Annotated in this window: 19 protein-coding genes; 8 read left to right on the top strand and 11 right to left on the bottom strand. The window is 64.6% G+C overall.

Features of this window, described 5'->3' with window-relative positions:
* Nucleotides 1-50: 50 nt before the first annotated feature.
* From FFS45_RS06365 to FFS45_RS06350, 4 genes are all read right to left on the bottom strand, one after another.
* Nucleotides 51-1,040, bottom strand: coding sequence for a beta-ketoacyl-ACP synthase III (locus FFS45_RS06365; protein WP_137953867.1), 990 nt, complete (start codon nt 1,038-1,040; stop codon nt 51-53).
* Nucleotides 1,040-2,146, bottom strand: coding sequence for a phosphate acyltransferase PlsX (plsX, locus tag FFS45_RS06360; RefSeq protein WP_137953866.1), 1,107 nt, complete (start codon nt 2,144-2,146; stop codon nt 1,040-1,042). Before plsX ends, FFS45_RS06365 begins: the two co-directional genes overlap by 1 nt.
* Before the next feature lie 173 nt (nt 2,147-2,319).
* On the bottom strand, nt 2,320-2,499 hold the full coding sequence (gene rpmF / locus FFS45_RS06355) for a 50S ribosomal protein L32 (protein ID WP_137953865.1): 180 nt from the start codon (nt 2,497-2,499) through the stop codon (nt 2,320-2,322).
* A gap of 99 nt (nt 2,500-2,598) precedes the next feature.
* Complete coding sequence (locus tag FFS45_RS06350) at nt 2,599-3,243, bottom strand: DUF177 domain-containing protein (protein ID WP_137953864.1); 645 nt, start codon at nt 3,241-3,243, stop codon at nt 2,599-2,601.
* Between the two features lie 311 nt (nt 3,244-3,554).
* On the opposite strand from FFS45_RS06350, the gene FFS45_RS06345 reads away from it, so the two are divergent.
* A complete protein-coding gene (locus tag FFS45_RS06345) occupies nt 3,555-4,172 on the top strand; it encodes a Maf-like protein (protein WP_137953863.1) in 618 nt (205 codons plus the stop codon).
* Nucleotides 4,169-4,888, top strand: coding sequence for an SAM-dependent methyltransferase (locus FFS45_RS06340; RefSeq protein ID WP_137953862.1), 720 nt, complete (start codon nt 4,169-4,171; stop codon nt 4,886-4,888). Before FFS45_RS06345 ends, FFS45_RS06340 begins: the two co-directional genes overlap by 4 nt.
* A 195-nt stretch (nt 4,889-5,083) precedes the next feature.
* Here FFS45_RS06340 and FFS45_RS06335 read toward each other — a convergent pair whose 3' ends face one another.
* From FFS45_RS06335 to FFS45_RS06320, 4 genes are read right to left on the bottom strand one after another with little or no spacing between them, the layout of a single operon-like run.
* The gene (locus FFS45_RS06335; protein ID WP_137953861.1) at nt 5,084-6,088 is read right to left on the bottom strand and encodes a S49 family peptidase; all 1,005 of its coding nucleotides are present in this window, start codon (nt 6,086-6,088) and stop codon (nt 5,084-5,086) included.
* An 18-nt stretch (nt 6,089-6,106) separates the two neighbouring features.
* Nucleotides 6,107-6,499, bottom strand: a complete 393-nt coding sequence (locus FFS45_RS06330) for a Rieske 2Fe-2S domain-containing protein (RefSeq protein ID WP_137953860.1) — start codon at nt 6,497-6,499, stop codon at nt 6,107-6,109.
* Entirely contained in the window at nt 6,496-7,155 is a 660-nt protein-coding gene (locus FFS45_RS06325) for an HAD-IA family hydrolase (protein WP_137953859.1), read from the bottom strand. Before FFS45_RS06325 ends, FFS45_RS06330 begins: the two co-directional genes overlap by 4 nt.
* On the bottom strand, nt 7,148-8,173 hold the full coding sequence (locus FFS45_RS06320; protein ID WP_137954000.1) for an RluA family pseudouridine synthase: 1,026 nt from the start codon (nt 8,171-8,173) through the stop codon (nt 7,148-7,150). Before FFS45_RS06320 ends, FFS45_RS06325 begins: the two co-directional genes overlap by 8 nt.
* 730 nt (nt 8,174-8,903) lie before the next feature.
* On the opposite strand from FFS45_RS06320, the gene FFS45_RS06315 reads away from it, so the two are divergent.
* The 6 genes from FFS45_RS06315 to FFS45_RS06290 all read left to right on the top strand — a co-directional run bounded on the left by FFS45_RS06315 (nt 8,904) and on the right by FFS45_RS06290 (nt 16,427).
* Nucleotides 8,904-12,278, top strand: a complete 3,375-nt coding sequence (locus FFS45_RS06315) for an Rne/Rng family ribonuclease (protein ID WP_137953858.1) — start codon at nt 8,904-8,906, stop codon at nt 12,276-12,278.
* Nucleotides 12,279-12,431: 153 nt separating this feature from the next.
* A complete protein-coding gene (moaA, locus tag FFS45_RS06310) occupies nt 12,432-13,541 on the top strand; it encodes a GTP 3',8-cyclase MoaA (protein ID WP_137953857.1) in 1,110 nt (369 codons plus the stop codon).
* Between the two features lie 79 nt (nt 13,542-13,620).
* Nucleotides 13,621-14,175: a molybdenum cofactor guanylyltransferase MobA gene (gene mobA, locus FFS45_RS06305; protein ID WP_249362696.1), complete on the top strand. Its 555-nt coding sequence runs from the start codon at nt 13,621-13,623 to the stop codon at nt 14,173-14,175.
* A gap of 99 nt (nt 14,176-14,274) precedes the next feature.
* Complete coding sequence (gene glp / locus FFS45_RS06300; RefSeq protein WP_137953855.1) at nt 14,275-15,582, top strand: gephyrin-like molybdotransferase Glp; 1,308 nt, start codon at nt 14,275-14,277, stop codon at nt 15,580-15,582.
* Between the two features lie 69 nt (nt 15,583-15,651).
* Complete coding sequence (locus tag FFS45_RS06295) at nt 15,652-15,927, top strand: hypothetical protein (protein ID WP_137953854.1); 276 nt, start codon at nt 15,652-15,654, stop codon at nt 15,925-15,927.
* A complete protein-coding gene (locus tag FFS45_RS06290; protein WP_137953853.1) occupies nt 15,927-16,427 on the top strand; it encodes a GNAT family N-acetyltransferase in 501 nt (166 codons plus the stop codon). Before FFS45_RS06295 ends, FFS45_RS06290 begins: the two co-directional genes overlap by 1 nt.
* A gap of 21 nt (nt 16,428-16,448) precedes the next feature.
* On the opposite strand, the gene rmuC is transcribed toward FFS45_RS06290, so the two are convergent.
* From rmuC to FFS45_RS06275, 3 genes are all read right to left on the bottom strand, one after another.
* Entirely contained in the window at nt 16,449-17,795 is a 1,347-nt protein-coding gene (gene rmuC, locus FFS45_RS06285) for a DNA recombination protein RmuC (protein WP_137953999.1), read from the bottom strand.
* Nucleotides 17,795-18,784, bottom strand: a complete 990-nt coding sequence (locus FFS45_RS06280) for a D-glycerate dehydrogenase (protein WP_137953852.1) — start codon at nt 18,782-18,784, stop codon at nt 17,795-17,797. The genes rmuC and FFS45_RS06280 overlap by 1 nt, the downstream gene beginning before the upstream one ends.
* Nucleotides 18,785-18,846: 62 nt before the next feature.
* Nucleotides 18,847-20,271, bottom strand: coding sequence for a sodium:proton antiporter (locus FFS45_RS06275; protein ID WP_137953851.1), 1,425 nt, complete (start codon nt 20,269-20,271; stop codon nt 18,847-18,849).
* Nucleotides 20,272-20,336 lie beyond the last annotated feature (65 nt).

Below are 20,336 nucleotides of genomic sequence, written 5' to 3'. Positions count from 1 at the left end.
ACGCGATTGATCGCTGCGGGCGGCGCAGACGCGCCGCCTCATGCAGCCGATCAATAACGGATAACCGACGCACCCCACGTGAAGCCGCCACCCACGCCTTCGATCAGCACGTTCTGGCCGCGCTTGATGCGCCCGTCGCGCACAGCGGCGTCAAATGCGAGCGGGATGGACGCAGCCGACGTATTGCCGTGCTCGCCCACCGTGACGACCATCCGTTCCTGCGGCAGGCCAAGCTTGCGGCAGGTGCTTTGCATGATACGGATATTGGCCTGATGCGGAATCAGCCAATCGACCTGTTCCGGTGCGAGCCCAGCTTTGCTAAGCGCCTCGACCGCGACCTTCTCCAGCACGTTGACGGCCAGCTTGAACACCGCCTGGCCGTCCATGTGCAGGAACGCGCTGCCGGCGATCACGCCGCCGTTCACGTTGCCCGGCGTGCAGAGAATGCCGGAGTGGCTGCCGTCGGCATGCAGGGCGCTCGATAGCACGCCCGGCTCCTCGGAGGCCGACAGGATGATTGCGCCGGCGCCGTCGCCGAACAGCACGCAGGTGGTGCGGTCGTTGAAGTCGAGCAGGCGCGAGAAGGTCTCAGCGCCGATCACCAGCGCGGTGTGATGCTGACCGCTGCGGATGAAACTGTCGGCCGTTGCCACCGCATAAGCGAAGCCGGAACAGACGGCCTGCACGTCGAACGCCGCGCCGTTGTTCCTGATGCCGAGCTTGTTTTGCAGCAGACACGCCGTGCTAGGAAACACATAGTCCGGCGTGGAGGTGGCGACAATGATCAGATCGATCGATTGCGGGTCAACATCGGCCGCTTCGATCGCACGCTGGGCGGCGATGAGCGCGAGATCGCTGGTGGTGACATCGGGTTCTGCGAAGTGGCGCGCATGGATGCCCGTGCGGGCAACGATCCACTCGTCGCTCGTCTCGACGCCCTGCTTGGCGAGACGTTCAGCCAGATCCTGATTGGTGACGCGCCCGGGCGGCAGATAGCTGCCGGTGCCCAGCACGCGAGAATAAATTGTCGATTCAGCCATTATGCCTTCGAGGATAGCGCAGCGTAGGGCTCGGCTGGCTGGCCCGCGGCCGGGCTTGCGTAACCCGCACCGCTTGCATCGCGCGTGGCCCGTTCCAGAGAACCGGCGTTCTCTTCCATCGCCCGCGCAAGGCGTTCCAGCACGCCGTTTTTGACGGCATCATACCCGCGTTTGATTGCCCACTCAAACGCGAAGGCGTCCGCCGAGCCGTGGCTCTTGATGACCAGACTGCGCAGGCCGAGCAGCGCCGCGCCGTTGTACTGACCGGGGTCCACGCGCTTCTTGAAGCGCAGCAGCACCGGCAGCGCAAGCACCGCCATCACCTTGGTCAGCCATGAACGGCCGAACTCTTCCTTGATGATATCGGTCAACATCCGCGCAAGCCCTTCCGACGTCTTCAGCGCGACATTGCCGACGAAACCGTCGCAGACGATCACATCGGTCGTGCCCTTATAGATGTCGTCGCCTTCAACGTTACCGTGAAAGTTCAGTGTACTCGCACGCAGGAGTTCGCCGGCGCGCTTGATCGTTTCGTTGCCCTTGATGACTTCCTCGCCGATATTCAGCAGGCCGATCGTAGGACGCTCTTTGCCCTCGAGCGCGGACACGAGCGCATGCCCCATCTCCGCGAACTGCAGCAGATGCTGCGGCTCGCAATCGACGTTGGCGCCCAGGTCGAGCATCATCGTATAGCCGGTGGGATTGGGCAGGGCGAACGCGATCGCCGGGCGTTCGATGCCCGGGAGCGTTTTTAGAACATAGCGGGACACCGCCATCAGCGCGCCGGTGTTGCCGGCGGAGATGCAGGCCTGTGCTTCGCCTTCCTTGACGCGGTTCAGCGCCACGCGCATCGACGAGTCTTTTTTCTTGCGCAGCGCGACTTCAACCGGATCGTCCATGGCGACGATCTCGGAGGCCGGCACCACGGTCAGCGCGGACTCGCCCTGAGCCTTTAACTTCTTCAGCTGGGCGCGAATGGCGCTTTCGATGCCGACGAGCATCAGTTGCGCATCAGGATGCGAACGAACGAAATTGACAGCCGCGGGAACGGTCACGGACGGGCCGTGGTCGCCCCCCATGCAATCTATTGTGAGCTTTACTGTCATGGAGTGCGACGAATTTCAGGCGCTTTGCACGGGATCGCGGCGAGCGCCAGGGCGCCAACTGCGATCGACACAAAAAAGCGGCAGTAAAATGCCGCCTTTTTTGCTGAGCCGGGAAAATGTCAAGCGAGCCGATCGCCACGCGAAGCGCCAAAGGGCGCAACGCAGTGGAACGATTAGTCGTTCTTCGTCTTGACGACTTTCTTGCCGCGATAGTAGCCATTCGGGCTAATGTGGTGACGCAGATGCACTTCACCCGTGCTCGGCTCCACAGCCACCGGCGCTGCGGTGAGGAAATCGTGCGAGCGGTGCATGCCGCGCTTCGACGGCGACTTCTTGTTTTGTTGGACTGCCATGATAACTCCTAAAAATTTTCCGAATTCTAACACAGCCCGATACTGCAATCGCCACTGGCCGGATGGCCAACGCGCCGCATCGCGCTCCTATGCAACTGTTCAGTGCTTCTCGCCGCTGGAACCACCTTTTTTGAGGGCTTCGAGCGCCGCGAAAGGATTGGGCCGGGCAGGCTCATCGCCCTCTTCAGCTTCGTCCTGCGCGGCTTCGTCACCCTCGCCCTCTTCACCTGCCACCCCCGACACGAGAGACTCGTGCACTTCAGGGCAAACATCGTGTTTGGGCACCAACGGCAAGCTCAGCAGCAACTCTTCTTCGATCAAGTCGATAAGATCGAACTGGGCTGAACCCACGATCACATCGACTTCATCCTCGTCGAGCGGAAACTCTTCGGCTTCCGCCTCAGTGTTGACGATCCGGTAAGTCGCATCGACGTTGAACCGCTGTTCATACGGTGCGAGACACCGCTGACATTCGAGCCATGCAGCCCCGTGAATCGCGAGCCTCAGATAAGGCTGCGGACCCTCGGTGCCGTCGTCCTGCAATTCCGGCTGCGTCGCCCCTTCGGCCTGCCAGGTGAATGCGCTTTCGCGCTCTGGCGCTTCCGCCGGAACTTCGTTTAACATGCGCGGCAGTTGCGAGACGCGCACGACACCCGCGGCCTGGCGCCCACTGCGCGCGAATTCGAACAGATCGAGCTCATGCGGGTCGACGAGACCTGCAGGTTTGCCAGGATGTTGAGTCATGTGCGCTCCTGCGTCGGCACGGATTTAGCCGGGGGAAACCGGTATGGTGCCTTGTATGTTGCCCGTTAAGGCGCCGCTTCCACTACGAGACAAACCCTAGTTGCAGGAGGGCCGCGGTGGGCGCGGTGGGTATTGGACCCGCATCGCGACACGCCTGCGACGCTGTTGCCAACACCGTTGCCAACACGTTGCAACATACACATACCGATGAAAAGCCCAAAATCATATCCGTTTTGTCTTTTCGAGTCAAACACTTAAGCCCGCACGCGCCAAGGCCTGTGCGGCCAGCCCTCTCTAGCCGTTGGTTCACCATGCCGGATACCCTTTCCCGCCCGCCGCGCCTGATTCTGGCGTCGAGTTCCCGCTATCGACGTGAGCTTCTGGAACGTCTGCGCGTGCCGTTCGATGTCGCCGTGCCCGCCGTCGATGAAACGCCCCAGCCGGGCGAAACACCCGAAGCGACCGCGCTGCGGCTCTCCGAGGCCAAAGCGCGGGCCGTCGCCGCCAAACTGCCGGCCGGCGAACACGCCCTCGTGATCGGCTCGGATCAGGTCGCCACCTACGACGGGCTGCAGATCGGCAAGCCGGGTTCGCACGACAAGGCGCTCGCCCAGTTGCAGGCCATGCGCGGCCGCGAAGTGCTGTTCCACAGCGCGCTGTGCCTGTTCGATAGCCGCGACGGCAGCGCCCAGACGCTGGATGTGATCACGACGGTGCGCTTCAGGAGCCTTTCCGACGCCGAGCTGGACGCGTATCTGCGCGCAGAAACGCCTTACGATGTGGCCGGCAGCGCCAAATCCGAAGGGCTCGGCATTGCCCTGCTGGATGCGATCGAATCGGACGATCCGACGGCGCTGGTCGGACTACCGCTGATCGCGCTGTCGCGGATGCTGCTGGCGGCCGGCTTTCCTTTGTTGGGGGCGCAATGAGCGGCACGCTGTATCTGATCCCGAACACCCTCGGCGAAGGCGACGCAGAAGCGCTCGACGCCGTATTGCCCGCACCGGTGCGGGCTCGCGCGGCGGCGCTGCACTACTACATCGGCGAGAACGCGAAAACCACGCGCGCTTTCCTGAAGAAGGTCGGCACCGAGCGCCCGATCCAGGAAATCGAGATTCGCGAACTGAATGTGAATACGCCGGCCGGTGAAATCGACAAGCTGCTGGCGCCGCTTCTGGCCGGCGCCGACGCCGGCCTCGTCTCCGAAGCCGGTTGCCCGGCGGTGGCCGATCCCGGCGCGTTGCTGGTGCGGCGGGCGCACGAGCGCGGCGTCAAGGTCGTGCCGTTTGTCGGGCCGAGCTCGATCCTGCTGGCGTTGATGGCTTCCGGCCTGAACGGCCAGAGCTTTGCGTTTCACGGCTATTTGCCGGTGGATGCCACTGAACGGGCCAAGCGGCTGCGCGACCTGGAGCAGCAATCGCGCAAGGCAAAGCAGACCCAGATCTTTATTGAGACGCCGTATCGCAACAAGGCACTGCTCGATACGCTGCTGGCAAGCTGCGCCCCGTCGACGCTGGTATGCGTTGCTGTCGATCTGACACTGGAAACGGAGACCATCGCCAGCCGCACGGTGGCTGACTGGAAGAAAGCGCCGGCGCTCGATTTGCACAAGTGCCCGGCGATTTTCCTGCTGCTCGCTGTCTGACAGAGGAGCTCGCAGCCTCTGCAAGTGCCGCGGGCGGGGGTGCCGCGACCGAGGGTGCCGGCAAGCCCCCCGCGCAACCCGGACCAGCCACCCAACCGGGCGCAGCCACCTGGCTTGGCCCAGCGCGGTCACCCCAGTGAGCGACCCGAGTGCGCTGCGACTGGCGCCGCCGCAAGCCGCGCTCAGCGCCACCTGTTACCGCAAGCTCATCTTCCCACCCATCACCATCGCGTGAACCGCGGCGCTGCCAACCGCCGCGCCGAACTTGCGCGCCACGCGATCGGTAATGCTTTCCTTGACGGTGTAGTCGACGATATCCGGCGCCTTGATGATCTCGCGCGCCACATAGTCGGCGTCGCCAAAGCCGTCGGCCAGCCCCAGGTCGACACTCTGCTGACCGGTCCAGAACAGGCCCGAGAAGATATCCGGCGTCTCGTGCAGGCGCTTGCCGCGGCCTTCGCGCACCGCGTCGATAAACTGCTGGTGGATCTGGTCGAGCATTTCCTGGGCATGTGCGTCCATCTTCGGCGTTTCCGGCGAGAACGGGTCGAAAAAGCCCTTGTTTTCACCCGAAGTATGCAGACGCCGCTCGACGCCGAGCTTGTCCATCAGGCCAGTAAAGCCGAAGCCGTCCATCAGCACGCCGATCGAACCGACGATGCTCGCCTTGTCCACATAGATCTTGTCCGCCGCTGCCGCCGCGTAATAGCCGCCCGACGCGCACATATCGCCCACCACCACGTAGAGCGGAATTGACGGATATTTAGCGCGCAAACGGCGAATATCGCGATTGATGATGCCCGCCTGCACCGGACTGCCGCCCGGGCTGTTGCAACTGAGGATCACGCCCGCGGTACCGGCGTCGTCGAAGGCGCTTTCCAGCGCGGAGTCGACATCGTCGGCGTTCGCATTGGTGTCCGCGGCGATTTCGCCGTCGAGCGCGATCAGCGCCGTGTGACGCCCGGTCGTGGCGACTTTCTCGCCGGAAAAATCGAATACGCCCCAGACGACCAGCAACAGCAGGGCGATGAACACAAAGCGGAAGAAGATTTTCCAGCGGCGCGCCGCACGCTGCTCGCTGATCGCAGCCAGCGCAATGCGTTCGAGCGCGGCGCGCTCCCAGCCCGGTTCATCGGTGGGGGTCGGCTTGCGGCCCGCTGAGGACGGTTGGTTCGGATCGGGAGTGAGATTGTCGGCCATGCGTCGCAGATCGAAAAGTCAGGGGGTGACCGGACCCAGGTCGTCGTCCGGCAGCCAGAATACCGCGCGGCCATCCGGCGTATCTCGTTCGTCGACCTGAACGGGACGCAACCTGCCGCCACGGCACGGACCGCCGACACACTTGCCTGTATCCGGCGCGTAAATTGCGCCGTGCGTGGCGCACATCAAGTATAAACCCGAAGACTCGAAGAACTGGCCCTCAACCCAGTCAAGCTCCATCGGCACGTGCGCGCAGCGGTTCAGATAACCGTAAGCGTGGCCACCATAGCGGACAAAAAAGACAACTGCATCGCCGCCGGCATATTTCGCCGCGCGGCGCAGCCCTGCCCCGCCGTCGATCAGCTCTTCCGAGGCGCAAATCCGGACCGGCTCCATGGCGGCCTCGCTCATGCGTTCTCGCGCAGCCAGGCGGACAGCGCACTGACGCTCGAAGCCACGAACTTCGGCTCGAGCGCCGTCAGGGAGGCGGCCGGGTGCGCGCCGTAAGTGACGCCGATCCCCGCCACGCCGGCGTTGATCGCCATTTGCAGGTCATGGGTCGTATCGCCGACCATCACCGTGCGCGCCAGATCCTGCCCCAGCTCGCGGGTCAGCTCATGCAGCATGGCCGGATGGGGCTTCGAGAAGGTTTCGTCGGCACAGCGGGTGCCGTCGAACAGGCTGGTGAGGCGCGACTGGTCGAGCGCGCGGTTCAGGCCCACGCGGCTCTTGCCGGTTGCGACGCCCAGCAGATAGCCCTGATCGCGCAGTTCCTGCAGCATCTCGCGCACCCCGCCAAAGAGCTCAGTGGTCTGATCCTTGACCAGATAATGGAAGCGGTAACGCTCGGCAAGACGCGGATAGTCCGATGGATCGAGCGTAGGAGCGGCAATCTGCAACGCGTCGCGCAGGCCGAGACCGATCACATAGCTGGCCGCCTCGTCCGCCGGTACCGGCAGGCCGAGGTCGCGGCACGCCGACTGGATGCTGCGCGTGATGTGCGCGGTCGAATCCATCAAGGTACCGTCCCAATCGAAGACGATCAGATCAAATTGCTCTCTAGCCATGCGTATCCGTCTCCGGGTTTGACCCTTGGTTAATCTCATTGAGCTGGTCGATGAAGCGGCGGCATTCGGCCGGCAGCGGCGCCTCGAACTGCAGCACGGCGCCTGTGGCCGGGTGCGTCAGCTTGAGCCGGTACGCATGCAGAAACATCCGCTTCAACCCCGGGCGCGCGTTGCTGCGCGCCAGCTCCTTGTTCAGTGCGAAATCGCCGTATTTGGCGTCGCCGACAATCGGCAAACCCAGATGCTCGAGGTGAACCCGGATCTGATGCGTGCGGCCCGTCTTCAGTTCCGCTTCCAGCAGCGCGTAGTCCGGCCAGCGGTTCACCAGATTGAAAACCGTGTGCGACGCAAGGCCGTCTGCCTGAACCCGCACACGGCGCTCGCCGTCCGCGGTCAGATACTTGTGCAGCGGCTCCTTGACCGCGCGGCGGCGGCCCCAGTCGCTCGCCCACTCGCCGTGCACACAGGCGTAGTAGCGCTTGTCCATCTTGTTCTCGCGGATCTGCTCGTGCAGGTCGACCAGCGCGGCGCGCTTCTTGGCCAGCATCAGCACGCCGGAGGTCTCGCGATCCAGCCGGTGCACCAGTTCGAGGAATTTTGCCTGCGGACGCGCCTCGCGCATCTGCTCGATTACCCCGAACGCGACCCCGCTGCCGCCGTGCACGGCGACACCCGCCGGTTTGTCGATGACCAGCAGGTGCTCATCTTCAAAAAGAATTTCGAAATGGGCGGCCGGCACCGGGTTGTGAGTGCTCGCTTCGGTTCCCTGGGCGATTCGGATAGGCGGCACGCGCACCAGATCGCCGTGCTCGAGACGGTACTGCGCATCAACCCGGCCCTTATTTACACGCACTTCCCCGCTGCGCAGGATGCGGTAAATATGGCTTTTGGGCACGCCTTTACAGACGCGTAACAGGAAGTTGTCGATGCGCTGCCCGGCCGCGCCGTCGTCGATCTCGATCATCGAGACCTGGTCACTTGCGACCGATTTCTGGGATATTTTGCCTAACTCTTTCATTCTGAATATAATTTGCCCAGCAGTCTGCGGCAGCCGGCGCATTGTCCGGTATTCCGGCAGTCTGCGCAGGCGCAAGCGATAAACAGTCATTTTACTTGCGCCCGGGTCTGGTTGCTCACCCGCATAACGAGATGCAACAAGTTGTACGCACGGAGTCAGCACCCGGCAGGGACGGCGCCCACAGGCGCGTTCGGTCATGGTCGGCTCCGCGGAATCGGAATTTTGGTAAAAAAGAATTTAACTGCGAGCCTTGGTATCGGGCGGTTTGACGCCCTGCAGGACGAGGCTTCCAGTTGCGAAAATACGGCGTGCGCCCGAGGCGTCTTGTAGAAAGTACAAGACATGGCGACGTCAAAATGAGGCGAGACACCCCCGGCGAGAAAAGACGCGCCTATTGCGCGAACTTCCCGCTGCGGCTCGACCGCAGCCTTCGACCCTCCGGTCACGCGCCCAGTTGGCGCACCGGCGCGAGTGGATGAAGGTGTGTATTGGTCAGCCGGCAGTACCCGCGGCGTGTCGGGTCATTATTTGAAGCCGTGTTCGCATGTGCCCTGCGGCACCGTGTCCTTTTTTATGGGCCGGGCCCTCTCAGGCAATTCTCCCCGCCATTTTTCCCGCTCCAGCGTGCTTGTGAAAACACAATAAAGCGCGGCATGCCGCTGCCCTGAAACGTCCTTTGCGTCCGACAAACGTAAGGCGTGGGCAGGCTTTGCCGCTCTGGAGCCGTTCAATGAAACGAATGTTGTTCAACGCGACGCAGCAGGAAGAGCTGCGCGTAGCTATCGTCGATGGGCAAAAACTCATCGATATCGACATCGAAACCGCCGGGCGCGAACAGCGCAAAGGCAATATTTACAAGGGCATCATCACCCGCATCGAGCCCTCGCTCGAAGCCTGTTTCGTCAACTACGGCGAAGACCGCCACGGTTTTCTGCCGTTCAAGGAAGTCGCCCGCCAGTATTTCCGTGACGGCGTCGACATGCGCTCCGCCCGTATCCAGGACGCCCTGAAGGAAGGTCAGGAACTGATCGTCCAGGTCGAAAAGGAAGAACGCGGCAACAAGGGCGCCGCCCTCACCACCTTCATCTCGCTGGCAGGCCGCTATCTGGTCCTGATGCCGAACAACCCGCGCGGCGGCGGCGTGTCGCGCCGGATCGAAGGCGACGACCGTCAGGAACTGCGCGAAACCATGGCGCAGCTGCAACTGCCGGAAGGCATGAGCATCATCGCGCGCACGGCCGGCATTGGCCGTTCCGCCGAAGAGCTGCAGTGGGACCTGAACTACCTGATGCAACTGTGGCGCGCCATTGAGGCCGCGTCGCAAAGCGGCTCGGCCGGCCAGCCGATGCTGATTTACCTCGAATCGAGCCTCGTGATCCGCGCGATTCGCGACTATTTCCAGCCGGATATCGGCGAAATCCTCATCGACACCACCGAAATCCATGACCAGGCCCGCGCCTTCATGGACATCGTGATGCCGGACAATGTCAGCAAGGTGAAGCGGTATCACGACGACGTGCCGCTCTTCTCGCGCTTCCAGATCGAACACCAGATCGAAACGGCGTACTCGCGCACGGTGCCGCTGCCCTCGGGCGGCGCGATCGTGATCGACCACACCGAAGCGCTGGTGGCGATCGACGTGAACTCGGCGCGCGCCACCAAGGGCGCCGACATCGAGGAAACCGCCGCCCGCACCAACCTCGAAGCCGCCGACGAAGTGGCCCGCCAGTTGCGTCTGCGCGACCTGGGCGGCCTGATCGTGATCGACTTCATCGACATGGAATCGGCCAAGAGCCAGCGCGAAGTCGAACAGCGCCTGAAAGACGCGCTGAAGCACGACCGTGCACGTGTCCAGATGGGCAAGATCTCGCGCTTCGGCCTGATGGAGCTGTCGCGCCAGCGTCTGCGCCCGGCCCTCTCGGAAGGCAGCCATGTCACCTGCCCGCGCTGTAACGGCACGGGCCATATCCGCGATACCGAATCGTCCGCCCTGCAGGTGCTGCGGATCATTCAGGAAGAAGCGATGAAGGAAAACACCGCGGCAATCCATTGCCAGGTGCCGGTCGAAGTGACCGCCTTCCTGCTGAACGAGAAGCGCGCCGAAATCAACAAGATCGAGTCGCGTTTCAAGGTCAATGTCGTTCTGATCCCGAACAAGCACCTCGATACGCCGCACTACAAGCTCGAGCGCCTGCGTCACGACGACGCGCGCCTCGACGATCCGCGCGCTTCGTGGAAGATGGCCGAAGAAGCGGCCCGCGAACTGGAATCGGAAACCGGCTACAGCAAGCGCACCGAGGAAGTGAAGCCGAAGCAGGAAGCAGCGGTCAAGGGCATTACGCCTGAAAAGCCGGCGCCGAGCGCACCGGTTCGCCCCGCGGCACCCGTCACGCCTGCGCCTGTCGCAGTTACGCCGGCTAGCGGTGGCTTTATCGGCTGGCTGAAGAAACTGTTCGGCGCGGCGCCCGCCGCACCGGCACCGGCAGCACCGGCCCCGGTTGAGCAACCGGCGCGGCAGGCGCGCGGCGATCGTCCGGAGCGCGGCGAGCGCAACGGTGAACGCGGCGGCGACCGTAACCGCAACCGCCGTGGCGGCGCGAGCGGCCGTGATGGCGCGGCACGCGGCGAAGGCGCAGCGCTCGGCGGCCGTCAGGGCCAGCCGTCGCAGCGTCGCGAGGAACGTGAAGGGCGTGAGGTTCGCGAGGGCCGTGAGGCACGCGAACCGCGTGGCGGCCGCGAGCCGCGCGAGGGTCGTGAAAACCGCGACAACCGTGGCGAGCGCGAAAGCCGTGACAATCGCGGCGAGCGCGGTCAGGACCGCGCGGACCGTGGCGAAGCCGTGGAAAACGCGCCGCGCGCCGAGCGTGGCGAGCGCCAGGAACGCGGTGAACGTCGCGAGCGAGGCGAGCGTCCGGAACGCGGCGAACGTCGCAAGCAGCAGCCGGAAGCCGCCGAAGCACTGAGCCAGGACGAAAACCAGGCGGATCTTCTGACCCAGAACCAGGCCGGTACCCTTGAAGGCGGCGCCCCCGCCGATCAGGAAGCCGTCGCCCGTGATGGCGAAGAGCGCCGTCGTCGCCGTCGCGGCCGCCGTGGCGGTCGTCGCGAGCGCGAGGAAGAAGGCGTGAACGGCAATCTCGGCGTTGAAGGTGTCGAGTCTGCCGAAGGTGTCGAAGCGGAAGGCGAGGCTACCGGCGCAGCAGTCGAGACTGTGGCCGAGGCGCCGCGTCACGAAGCGCCGGCAGCCGCACCGGTTGAAGCAGTCGTCGCAGCCGTGGCAACGGAAACCACCGTCGTCACCGAACTGCACGCTGCAGCCGAAACGCCGGCTCTGGCCGCTGAACAGGCTGCCAGGAGCGAAGCGTTTGTACCGGCGGCCGCAGAACCTGCTGTGTCCGAAGCACCGGTTGTTGCACACGCTGAGCCGGCACACGTTGCGTTCGCACCCGCGGCACCGGCAGCACCGGTTGCTCCCGTCGCACCAGTAGCACCAGCAGCACCGGTCGTCACCGAGGCCGCAGCCGCGCCCGTCGAAACGACGAGCGCAGCCCCTGTGGCGCCGGCGGTCGAAGCTGCGCCGGTTGAAGCGCCCGTGCACGCCCCGGCAGCGGTCGAGCCGGCAGTCTCGACGACCGTGGCAGCAGAACCGGTTGCCGCTCCGGCGCCTGTCACGCAAGCCGCCCCGGCCGCTCCCGCGGTCGAGGTTGCAGCCCCGGTGGAAGCACAGCCGGTGGCCGAAGCCGCTCCGCAAGCGGTAGCTGAGGCCAGCGCCCCGGCCGCACCGCAACCGGCAGTTGAAGCGGAAGCGGTACAGGCACCGGCATACGCCCCCGTGCCAGCACCGGTTCAAGCAGCCGAGGCGGCTCCGCTCGCGGCCGCTCCGCAAGCAGCCGCCCGCAACGGCCTGTCGCCGGAAGCCCTGCAGCCGGTGCTGGAAAGCGCCGGCCTCGTGTGGGTCAACACCGACGCCGCCAAGCTGCGTGCCGCCCAGGAAGCCGCTGCACAGGCCGTGAAACCGGCCCGCGTGCCGCGCGAGCGCAAGCCGCTGCCGCCGGTGGATAGCACGCCGATGCAGCAGGTCGAAACGGCAAAGCACCCGCAGTAAGCCGCCAAACCGGGCGCCGCAAGGCGTCCGCGTCGAGCCCAAAGCCCGCCCTCACCGGCGGGCTTTTTGCTGCCCGCCCTGCGGGTATTCGCCCCAATGTAGGGGGGCGGCCCTTCCGCTAAAATGGAAGACTGCACTCATTTGAAGCAATCCATGTCCCGACGCATCATCCCTGTTGCCGATCTCAGCGCGGTGCCGGTCATCTCCGGCCCCGTGCAGACGCCGAGCGGCGTGCTGCGCGATACGTTGTCGCGCCCGCTGCGGGATCTGCGCATCTCGGTGACGGATCGCTGCAACTTCCGCTGCGTCTACTGCATGCCGCGCGCGGTGTTCGACAAGGATTACTTGTTCCTGCCGCACAGTGCGCTCCTGAGCTTCGAGGAAATCGAGCGGCTCGCCGGCTTATTCGTCGCGCATGGTGTGGAAAAGATCCGCCTGACCGGCGGTGAGCCGTTGTTGCGCAAGAACCTGGAATTCCTGATCGAGCGGCTCGCCCGGCTCACCACACCAGAGGGCCGGCCGCTCGATCTCACCCTCACCACCAACGGTTCGCTGCTGGCGCGCAAGGCGCGTGGCCTGAAGGACGCCGGGCTGACCCGCGTCACCGTGAGTCTCGATGCGCTCGACGACGAGCTGTTTCGCCGCATGAACGACGCCGACTTCGCGGTAGGCGACGTGCTCGAGGGCATCGCTACCGCGCAGGCGGTCGGCCTTGCGCCCGTGAAGGTCAACATGGTTGTCAAGCACGGCACCAACGACTCGGAAATCGTGCCGATGGCGCGCCATTTCAAAGGCTCCGGCAGCGTGCTGCGCTTCATCGAGTACATGGACGTGGGCACCTCGAACGGCTGGAACATGGCCGAAGTGCTGCCTTCCGCCGAGGTCGTGGAAAGGATCGCCGAGCATTTCCCGCTAGCGCCGCTCGAAGCGCACAGCGCGGCCGAAACCGCGCAGCGCTGGGGCTATACGGACGGCAGCGGCGAAATTGGCGTGATCTCCAGCGTGACGCGTGCGTTCTGCGGCGCCTGCACGCGAGCCCGGCTTTCCACGGAAGGCAAGCTGTACCTGTGCCTGTTCGCCTCGGCGGGACACGACTTGCGTGCGCTCTTGCGCAACGGCTCGAGTGACGCCGAGATCGCCTCCGCGGTGGCCCAGATCTGGCAGGCCCGCACCGACCGTTACTCGCAGTTGCGCGGCAGCGGCGAAGCCGCGTCCCCCGCGCCGCAAGAGCGGCGCGTCGAAATGTCGTACATCGGCGGCTGAGGCCGTCTTGCCAGCCGCTCTCAATCCCACGCCCGCCAACCTCACCGGCCTCGTCCTCGCCGGTGGCCGCGGCACGCGCATGGGCGGGGTCGACAAAGGCCTGCAAACCCTGCACGGCGAACCGCTGGCGTTGCACGTCGTCAGGCGGCTCGCGCCGCAGACTGGGGCGATGCTCATCAGCGCCAATCGCCATCCCGAGGTCTATGCGGCGCTCGGCGCGCCCTTCGGGGCGACCGTGGTGGCCGATACCCTGGCGGACTTCCCCGGGCCGCTCGCGGGTTTACTGGCCGGCTTGCGCGCCGCCCGCACGGCGTTCGTGCTCAGCGCACCGTGCGACTCGCCCGGGCTGCCCGCCGATCTGGCAGCCCGTCTCGCGCAGGCCCTCGACGCGCAGCAGGCCGATATCGCCACCGTCACCACCACCGATGCGAGCGGAAAGACATCCATTCACCCGGTCTTCGCGTTGCTGCGCACGAGCCTCGCCGACGACCTCTCAGCCTTTCTGGAGGCGGGTGAACGCAAGGTCCGCGCGTGGTACGCGCGCCACAGGACGGTCGAAGTCGCCTTTCCCGATGAGCGCGCGTTTTACAATATCAATTCTTTGGAAGAACTTGCCGAGCTCGAACGTCATTGAGACGTTCCAGAGATCGTAGCCGTTGTCCTGCTCCAGCCGCACGGCAACCACCGGATCCGTATCCGGCCAACCGCATCCGGCCGCGACGCTTCTCCATTCATGACCACGCTTAACGAATTTTCCAGTTGCGTCGCGCAGTACGATCCTCATGCGTTGCCGGTCACGGCCGCTCAGGCGATCGTGCGGCAGTGGGCCACGCCGGTCAGCGCCGTCGAACGCGTGCCGCTGCACGATGCGCTCGACCGCGTGCTGGCCGCCGACATCGTGTCGCCGAACAATGTGCCCGCGCACGACAATTCGGCTATGGACGGTTATGCATTTCAGAGCACCGCGCTCGCCAGCCAGGCCGACGCTTCTGCCGATGCTATTGAACTGACCGTCGCCGGCAAGGCGCTGGCCGGGCACCCGTTTGGCGGTACCGTCGCAGTATCCGAATGCGTGCGGGTCATGACCGGCGCCTCCATGCCGGCCGGTTGCGACACCGTTGTGCCGCAAGAGCTGGTCACGCGCAGCGGCGAGACGATCCGCTTTGCCGCTTCCGCCGTGCGCGGCGGGGCCAACCGGCGCCTCGCCGGCGAGGACCTGGCGCTGGGTAGCGCGGCACTGCGCGCCGGCCGTGTCCTGCGTGCCTCGGACCTCGGCCTGATCGCTTCGCTCGGGATCGGCGAAGTGCCGGTACGGCGGCGCCTGCGGGTCGCGTTCTTTTCGACCGGCGACGAACTGCGCTCGCTTGGCGAGCCACTCGATCCGGGCTGCGTGTACGACAGCAACCGCCACACGCTGTTTGCCATGCTGCGGCGCATGAACATCGACACGCTCGACCTCGGCGTGGTGCGCGATCAGCCCGCCGCGCTCGAAGCCGCGCTGCGCAACGCGGCAGCCAGTGCCGACGTGGTTCTGACCTCAGGTGGCGTATCGGTCGGCGAGGCGGATTTCACCCAGCAGTTGTTGCAGACCTTTGGCGACGTCGCATTCTGGAGTCTGGCGATGCGCCCGGGACGCCCGCTCGCCTTCGGCCGCGTGTGGTCGGGCGAGCGCCCCGGTCTCGGCCTGCCTGCGCTATTCTTCGGACTGCCGGGCAATCCCGTCGCCGTGATGGTGACGTTCTATCAGATCGTGCGCGAAGCCCTGCTGGTCATGTCGGGCGCCACGCCGCAAGCGGCGCCGATCCTGCCAGCCCAAAGCCGCGAGCTGATCCGCAAGCGCGCGGGCCGCACCGAGTATCAACGCGGCATAGCCGAGCGCGATGCACGCGGCCAATGGCATGTCGCGCCAACCGGTTCGCAAAGCTCGGGCGTACTTAGCTCGATGAGCGAAGCCAACTGCTTTATCGTGCTCGAGCACGAGCGCGCTGACGTAGCCGCTGGCGAAAGCGTCGCTATCATGCTGTTCGACGGCCTGATCTGACACGCGCACCGGCTGCCCGGCCTGTACCCTTACCCTCTACTCTCACTACGACCAACGGGTTTGATCTACATGAAAAAACAGATCTCTTTCATCGCGCCGGGACAGACCGCCAAGGCGCTGATTCTGGTGTATCTGACCTTTAGCGTGCCGATCGTGTTGCTCGGCGTACTGGTCGCGTTTATCCGCTATCACTCGCTCGAGCTGAGCACCGTGTTCAGCGCGCTGTTGCTGAATGCGATTCTCGGTTTCGTGCTGCTGTGGATTGCCTGTCATGCGTATAACTGGGTGGCGTCGCGCTTCGGCGGCATTGAGATCCAGTTGAGCGACGTGCCCGAGGAAGCGTAATGGGCACCACAATCCGTGCCGCCACGCCCGCCGATGTCGGCGCGATTTTCTCGTTGATGCTCGAGCTGGCTGAGTTCGAAAAGCTGACGCATATGTTCGTCGCCACCGAAGCCGGTGTGCATGATGCATTGTTCGGCGCGCGGCCCGCCTCGGAAGCGATGGTCGCCCAGGAAGAAGGTGGCCGCATCGTCGCTTATGCGCTGTACTTCCATAACTTTTCGACCTTCCTTGGCCGGCGCGGTCTGTATCTGGAAGACCTGTATGTGCAGCCGTCGCAGCGCGGCACCGGTCTCGGCACGCGCATGCTGCGGCAACTGGCGGCGCTCGCCGTTGAGAGGCAATGCGGCCGCTTCGAGTGGACCGTGCTCGACTGGAACCAGCCGGCAATCAGCTTCTATGAAAAGCTGGGGGCGACGGTGTTGCCCGACTGGCGCGTCGTGCGCATCACGGGTGACGCGCTGGAGGAACTGGCGGGAACGGCAACGCTGAAGGCCGAGTGAGAGCGGACCGCAAGGACCGTCCTACTCGTCCGCATCCCCGCCAAGCAGCGCATCTCCCAGCAGGCCGCTCGCCTCATCCCCCGGCAACGCTTCGACGTCGCGCAGCTTGCGGTTCATCACCCGAGTGCGCGTTTCCGCCGCTTCGATCGAACGCGTCACCGTCTCGAGCTGCGACTTCGTCTTCGCCAGCACATCGCCGAACTTGCCGAATTCCGTCTTCACCGCGCCGAGCACCTGCCACACTTCGCTCGAACGCTTCTCGATCGCGAGCGTGCGAAAGCCCATCTGCAAGCTGTTGAGCAGCGCGGTAAGCGTGGTCGGCCCGGCAATCGTCACGCGGTAGTCGCGCTGCAGCAGGTCGGTGAGGCCCGGCCGGCGCAGGACTTCCGCATAGAGGCCTTCCGTGGGCAGGAACAGCAGCGCGAAGTCCGTGGTGTATGGCGGCGCGACATACTTCTCCGCAATCGTACGGGCCTCGGCGCGAATGCGCGCCTCCAGCGCCCGCGACGCTTCTTCGACCGCCAGCGGATCGGCGCGCTCCTGGGCATCGATCAGACGCTCATAGTCCTCGCGTGGAAACTTGGCGTCGATCGGCAACCATACCGGCACCGCTTCGCCGTCCGCTTCGCGACGGCCCGGCAGCTTGATGGCGAATTCGACCCGGTCGGCGCTTTTCGGCACCGTCGCGACATTCTTTGCGTACTGATCCGCGGTCAGCAACTGCTCCAGCAGGGCCTCGAGCTGCACCTCGCCCCACGTGCCGCGCGTCTTGACGTTGGTCAGCACCTTCTTCAGATCGCCGACACCCGCGGCCAGTGTCTGCATTTCGCCCAACCCGCGATGCACCTGCTCCAGACGGTCCGACACCTGCTTGAACGATTCGCCGAGACGCTGTTCAAGCGTGGCGTGCAGTTTCTCGTCGACCGTGCGGCGCATCTCTTCGAGCTTGGTCGCGTTGTTCGCCTCGATGTCCTTCAGACGCTGTTCGATCGTCGCGCGCACTTCGGCAAAGCGGCGGTCGTTCGTCTCCATCAGTTGTCCGAGCTGTTGCGCGAAGCCGTCGATCTTGCCGTTCTGCAGCGTCGTCATGCTGGTGAACTGCGTGGCGAGCGTCTGCTGAAACTGTGAAAACCCACCATTCAGTTCCGTGCGCGAAACGCGGGCGGTTTCCTTGATCTCGCTGCGCAGCTCGCGCTCGAGACGCTCAAACGCGCGCGCCTGCGCCTCGGCGGTCGAACCGATGTGATCGCCCAGATCGTCGAGATGCGCCTCCAGATCGCGGTGGCGGCCGCCACGCATCAACACGAGTAAGGCAATCAGCAACGCGACGGCCAGCACCGCGACCGCCGCGAGCAAACCCATCATCATCATGAACGCGCCTTGCCGATGACCTCGGGATTGATCGGGTTGGCCGGACGGCCGGCATGCGGCCCTTCGCCCAGCGCGGCGATCAGGTTGTCGGCGGCGAGATTCGCCATGGCGCGCCGCGTCGCTTCGGTTGCGCTTGCGATGTGCGGTGTCAGCACGACGTTCGGCACGGTGAGCAACGCGGGGTTCAGCTTCGGCTCGCCTTCGTAGACATCGAGACCGGCCGCGGCAATGCGCTTTGTACGCAACGCCTCGACAAGCGCCGCGTCGTCGACGATGCCGCCGCGTGCGATATTGGTCAGCGTAGCCGTCGGCTTCATCTGCGCGAGTTCCGCTGCGCCGATCGTATGGTGATTCTCCTTCGTATAAGGCAACACCAGCACGACGTGATCGGCCCGCCGCAACAGATCCGCTTTCGACACGTACTCCGCGTTCAGCTCGGCTTCGATCTCAGGCGCAACGCGCGAGCGGTTGTGATAGATCACCTGCATGTTGAAACCGCGCGCGCGGCGCGCCAGTGCCTGACCGATGCGGCCCATGCCGATCACGCCAAGCGTCGAGCCGTACACGTCAGTGCCGAGAAAACCGTCATAGGCCCACTTCTGCCACTGCCCGGCGCGCAGCCAGTGTTCAGACTCGGCAATGCGCCGGGCGGCCGCCATCATCAGCGCCCAGCCGAAATCGGCGGTGGATTCGTTGAGCACGTCCGGCGTATTGGTGCCGAGCACGTTCGCCGCGTTGAACGCGGCCATGTCGAAGTTGTTGTAGCCGACCGCCATGTTCGACACCACCCGCAAGCGCGGCGCCGCTGCCAGCACGGCCGCGCCGATCGGGTCGCCGGCGGTCAGCGCGCCGTCCTTGTCGGCAAGACGCCGAGTCAGTTCGTCGGCGGGCAGCACCTCGCCGTTGTTCCAGTCGACCTCGAAATGCTGTTTGAGGCGTTCGATCACATCCGGAAAGATCGGACGGGCAACAAGGATCTTCTGCATTGCAATTCTCCGAATAGCGCAGCGGGACCGTCGGCGGCTCCGCCGTCGTCAAGCGCTGAAGACTAAAAGAACAGCCAGGTGGTCAGCAGAAACACCGGCACGAGAATAACGACCGACCACGCAAGATACGCAAAAAAGCTCGGCATGCGCACGCCGCGCGACTCCGCGATGGCCTTCACCATGAAGTTCGGCGCGTTGCCAATATAACTATTCGCGCCCATGAACACCGCACCGGCCGAAATCGCGGCCAGTGTGGTGGCGCCCGTGGTCATCAGGGTCTGCGCATCGCCGCCGGCCAGGTTGAAGAACACCAGATAGGTAGGCGCATTGTCGAGGAACGACGACAGCAAGCCCGTTGCCCAGAAGTACATGGCATCGTGCGGCTTGCCCGATGCATCGTTGACCAGATGCACGATGCCGGCGAACGCGCCCGCGTCGCCCGCGCGCAGAATCGTGATGACCGGCGCGATGGTCACGAAGATGCCGGCGAACAGTTTCGCCACCTCTTCAATCGGCGCCCAGTTAAAGGCGTTGCCCGCGCGCGCCGCACGCGGCGTCACTGCCAGCGAAAGCAGCGTGACGCCGATCAGCGCCACGTCGCGCAACGCGTTTTGCAACGCCACGTGCGTGCCAAAGACGTCGAACTCGATACCCGGCTTCCACAAGCCGCTCATCAGCACGAGCGCGATCACCGCGCCAAGCAATACGAAATTGACCTTGCCGTCGATGCCGAGCATTGGCGTGTCCGGCGTGGGATCGAGAAACGGCGAGCGCTCTTCTTCGCGGCGATGGAAATAGTACGAATCGAGCACGTAGAACATGACAAGCAGCACACCGCATACGAACAGCATCGGCAACGCCAGATGCGTGGTGGTCCAGAAAAAGCCTACGCCATTGAGAAAGCCGAGAAAGAGCGGCGGGTCGCCGAGCGGCGACAGCGAACCGCCGGCATTGGCAACCAGAAAGATGAAGAACACCACCACATGCACGACATGCTTGCGATTGTCATTGGCGCGCAGCAGCGGGCGGATCAGCAGCATGGCCGCGCCGGTCGTGCCCATGATGCTCGCGAGCGCGGTGCCCAGCGCAATGATGGCCGTATTGGTGCGCGGCGTGCCGTGCAGATTGCCGCGCACGCAGATACCGCCCGCTACGGTGTAGAGCGCGGTCAATAGCACGATGAACGGCACATACTCTTCGAGCATGGCATGAACGAAGGAGCCGAACGCGATACCGGCGCCGAATGTCACAGCAAACGGGACGAGGAACACGATCGCCCAGGCCGCCGCGATCTTGCCGAAATGGTGATGCCAGAAGCTGGGCGCGACGAGCGGAAACACCGCGATCGACAGCAGCACGCCGGCAAACGGCAAACCCCACCACGCCGACAGCGTCGCGCCGTCGAGCGTCGCAGCCGCTGCCAGTCCGGGCCATAGCGCCATTGCGGTGACGAGCCCCATGCTCGTCCACACGGCATGTCGCTTCATATTCGAATCCTTTGGTTGTACGGGCCAATACGGCCCTAAGCGGCTCTAAGCGAAGCGCGCTACGA

Origin of the sequence: Burkholderia sp. 4M9327F10 (genome assembly GCF_005503145.1) — a bacterium.
GTDB lineage: Bacteria > Pseudomonadota > Gammaproteobacteria > Burkholderiales > Burkholderiaceae > Paraburkholderia.
Note: the sequence above shows the minus strand (reverse complement) of the source record. Positions and strands in the feature narration are given on the sequence as shown.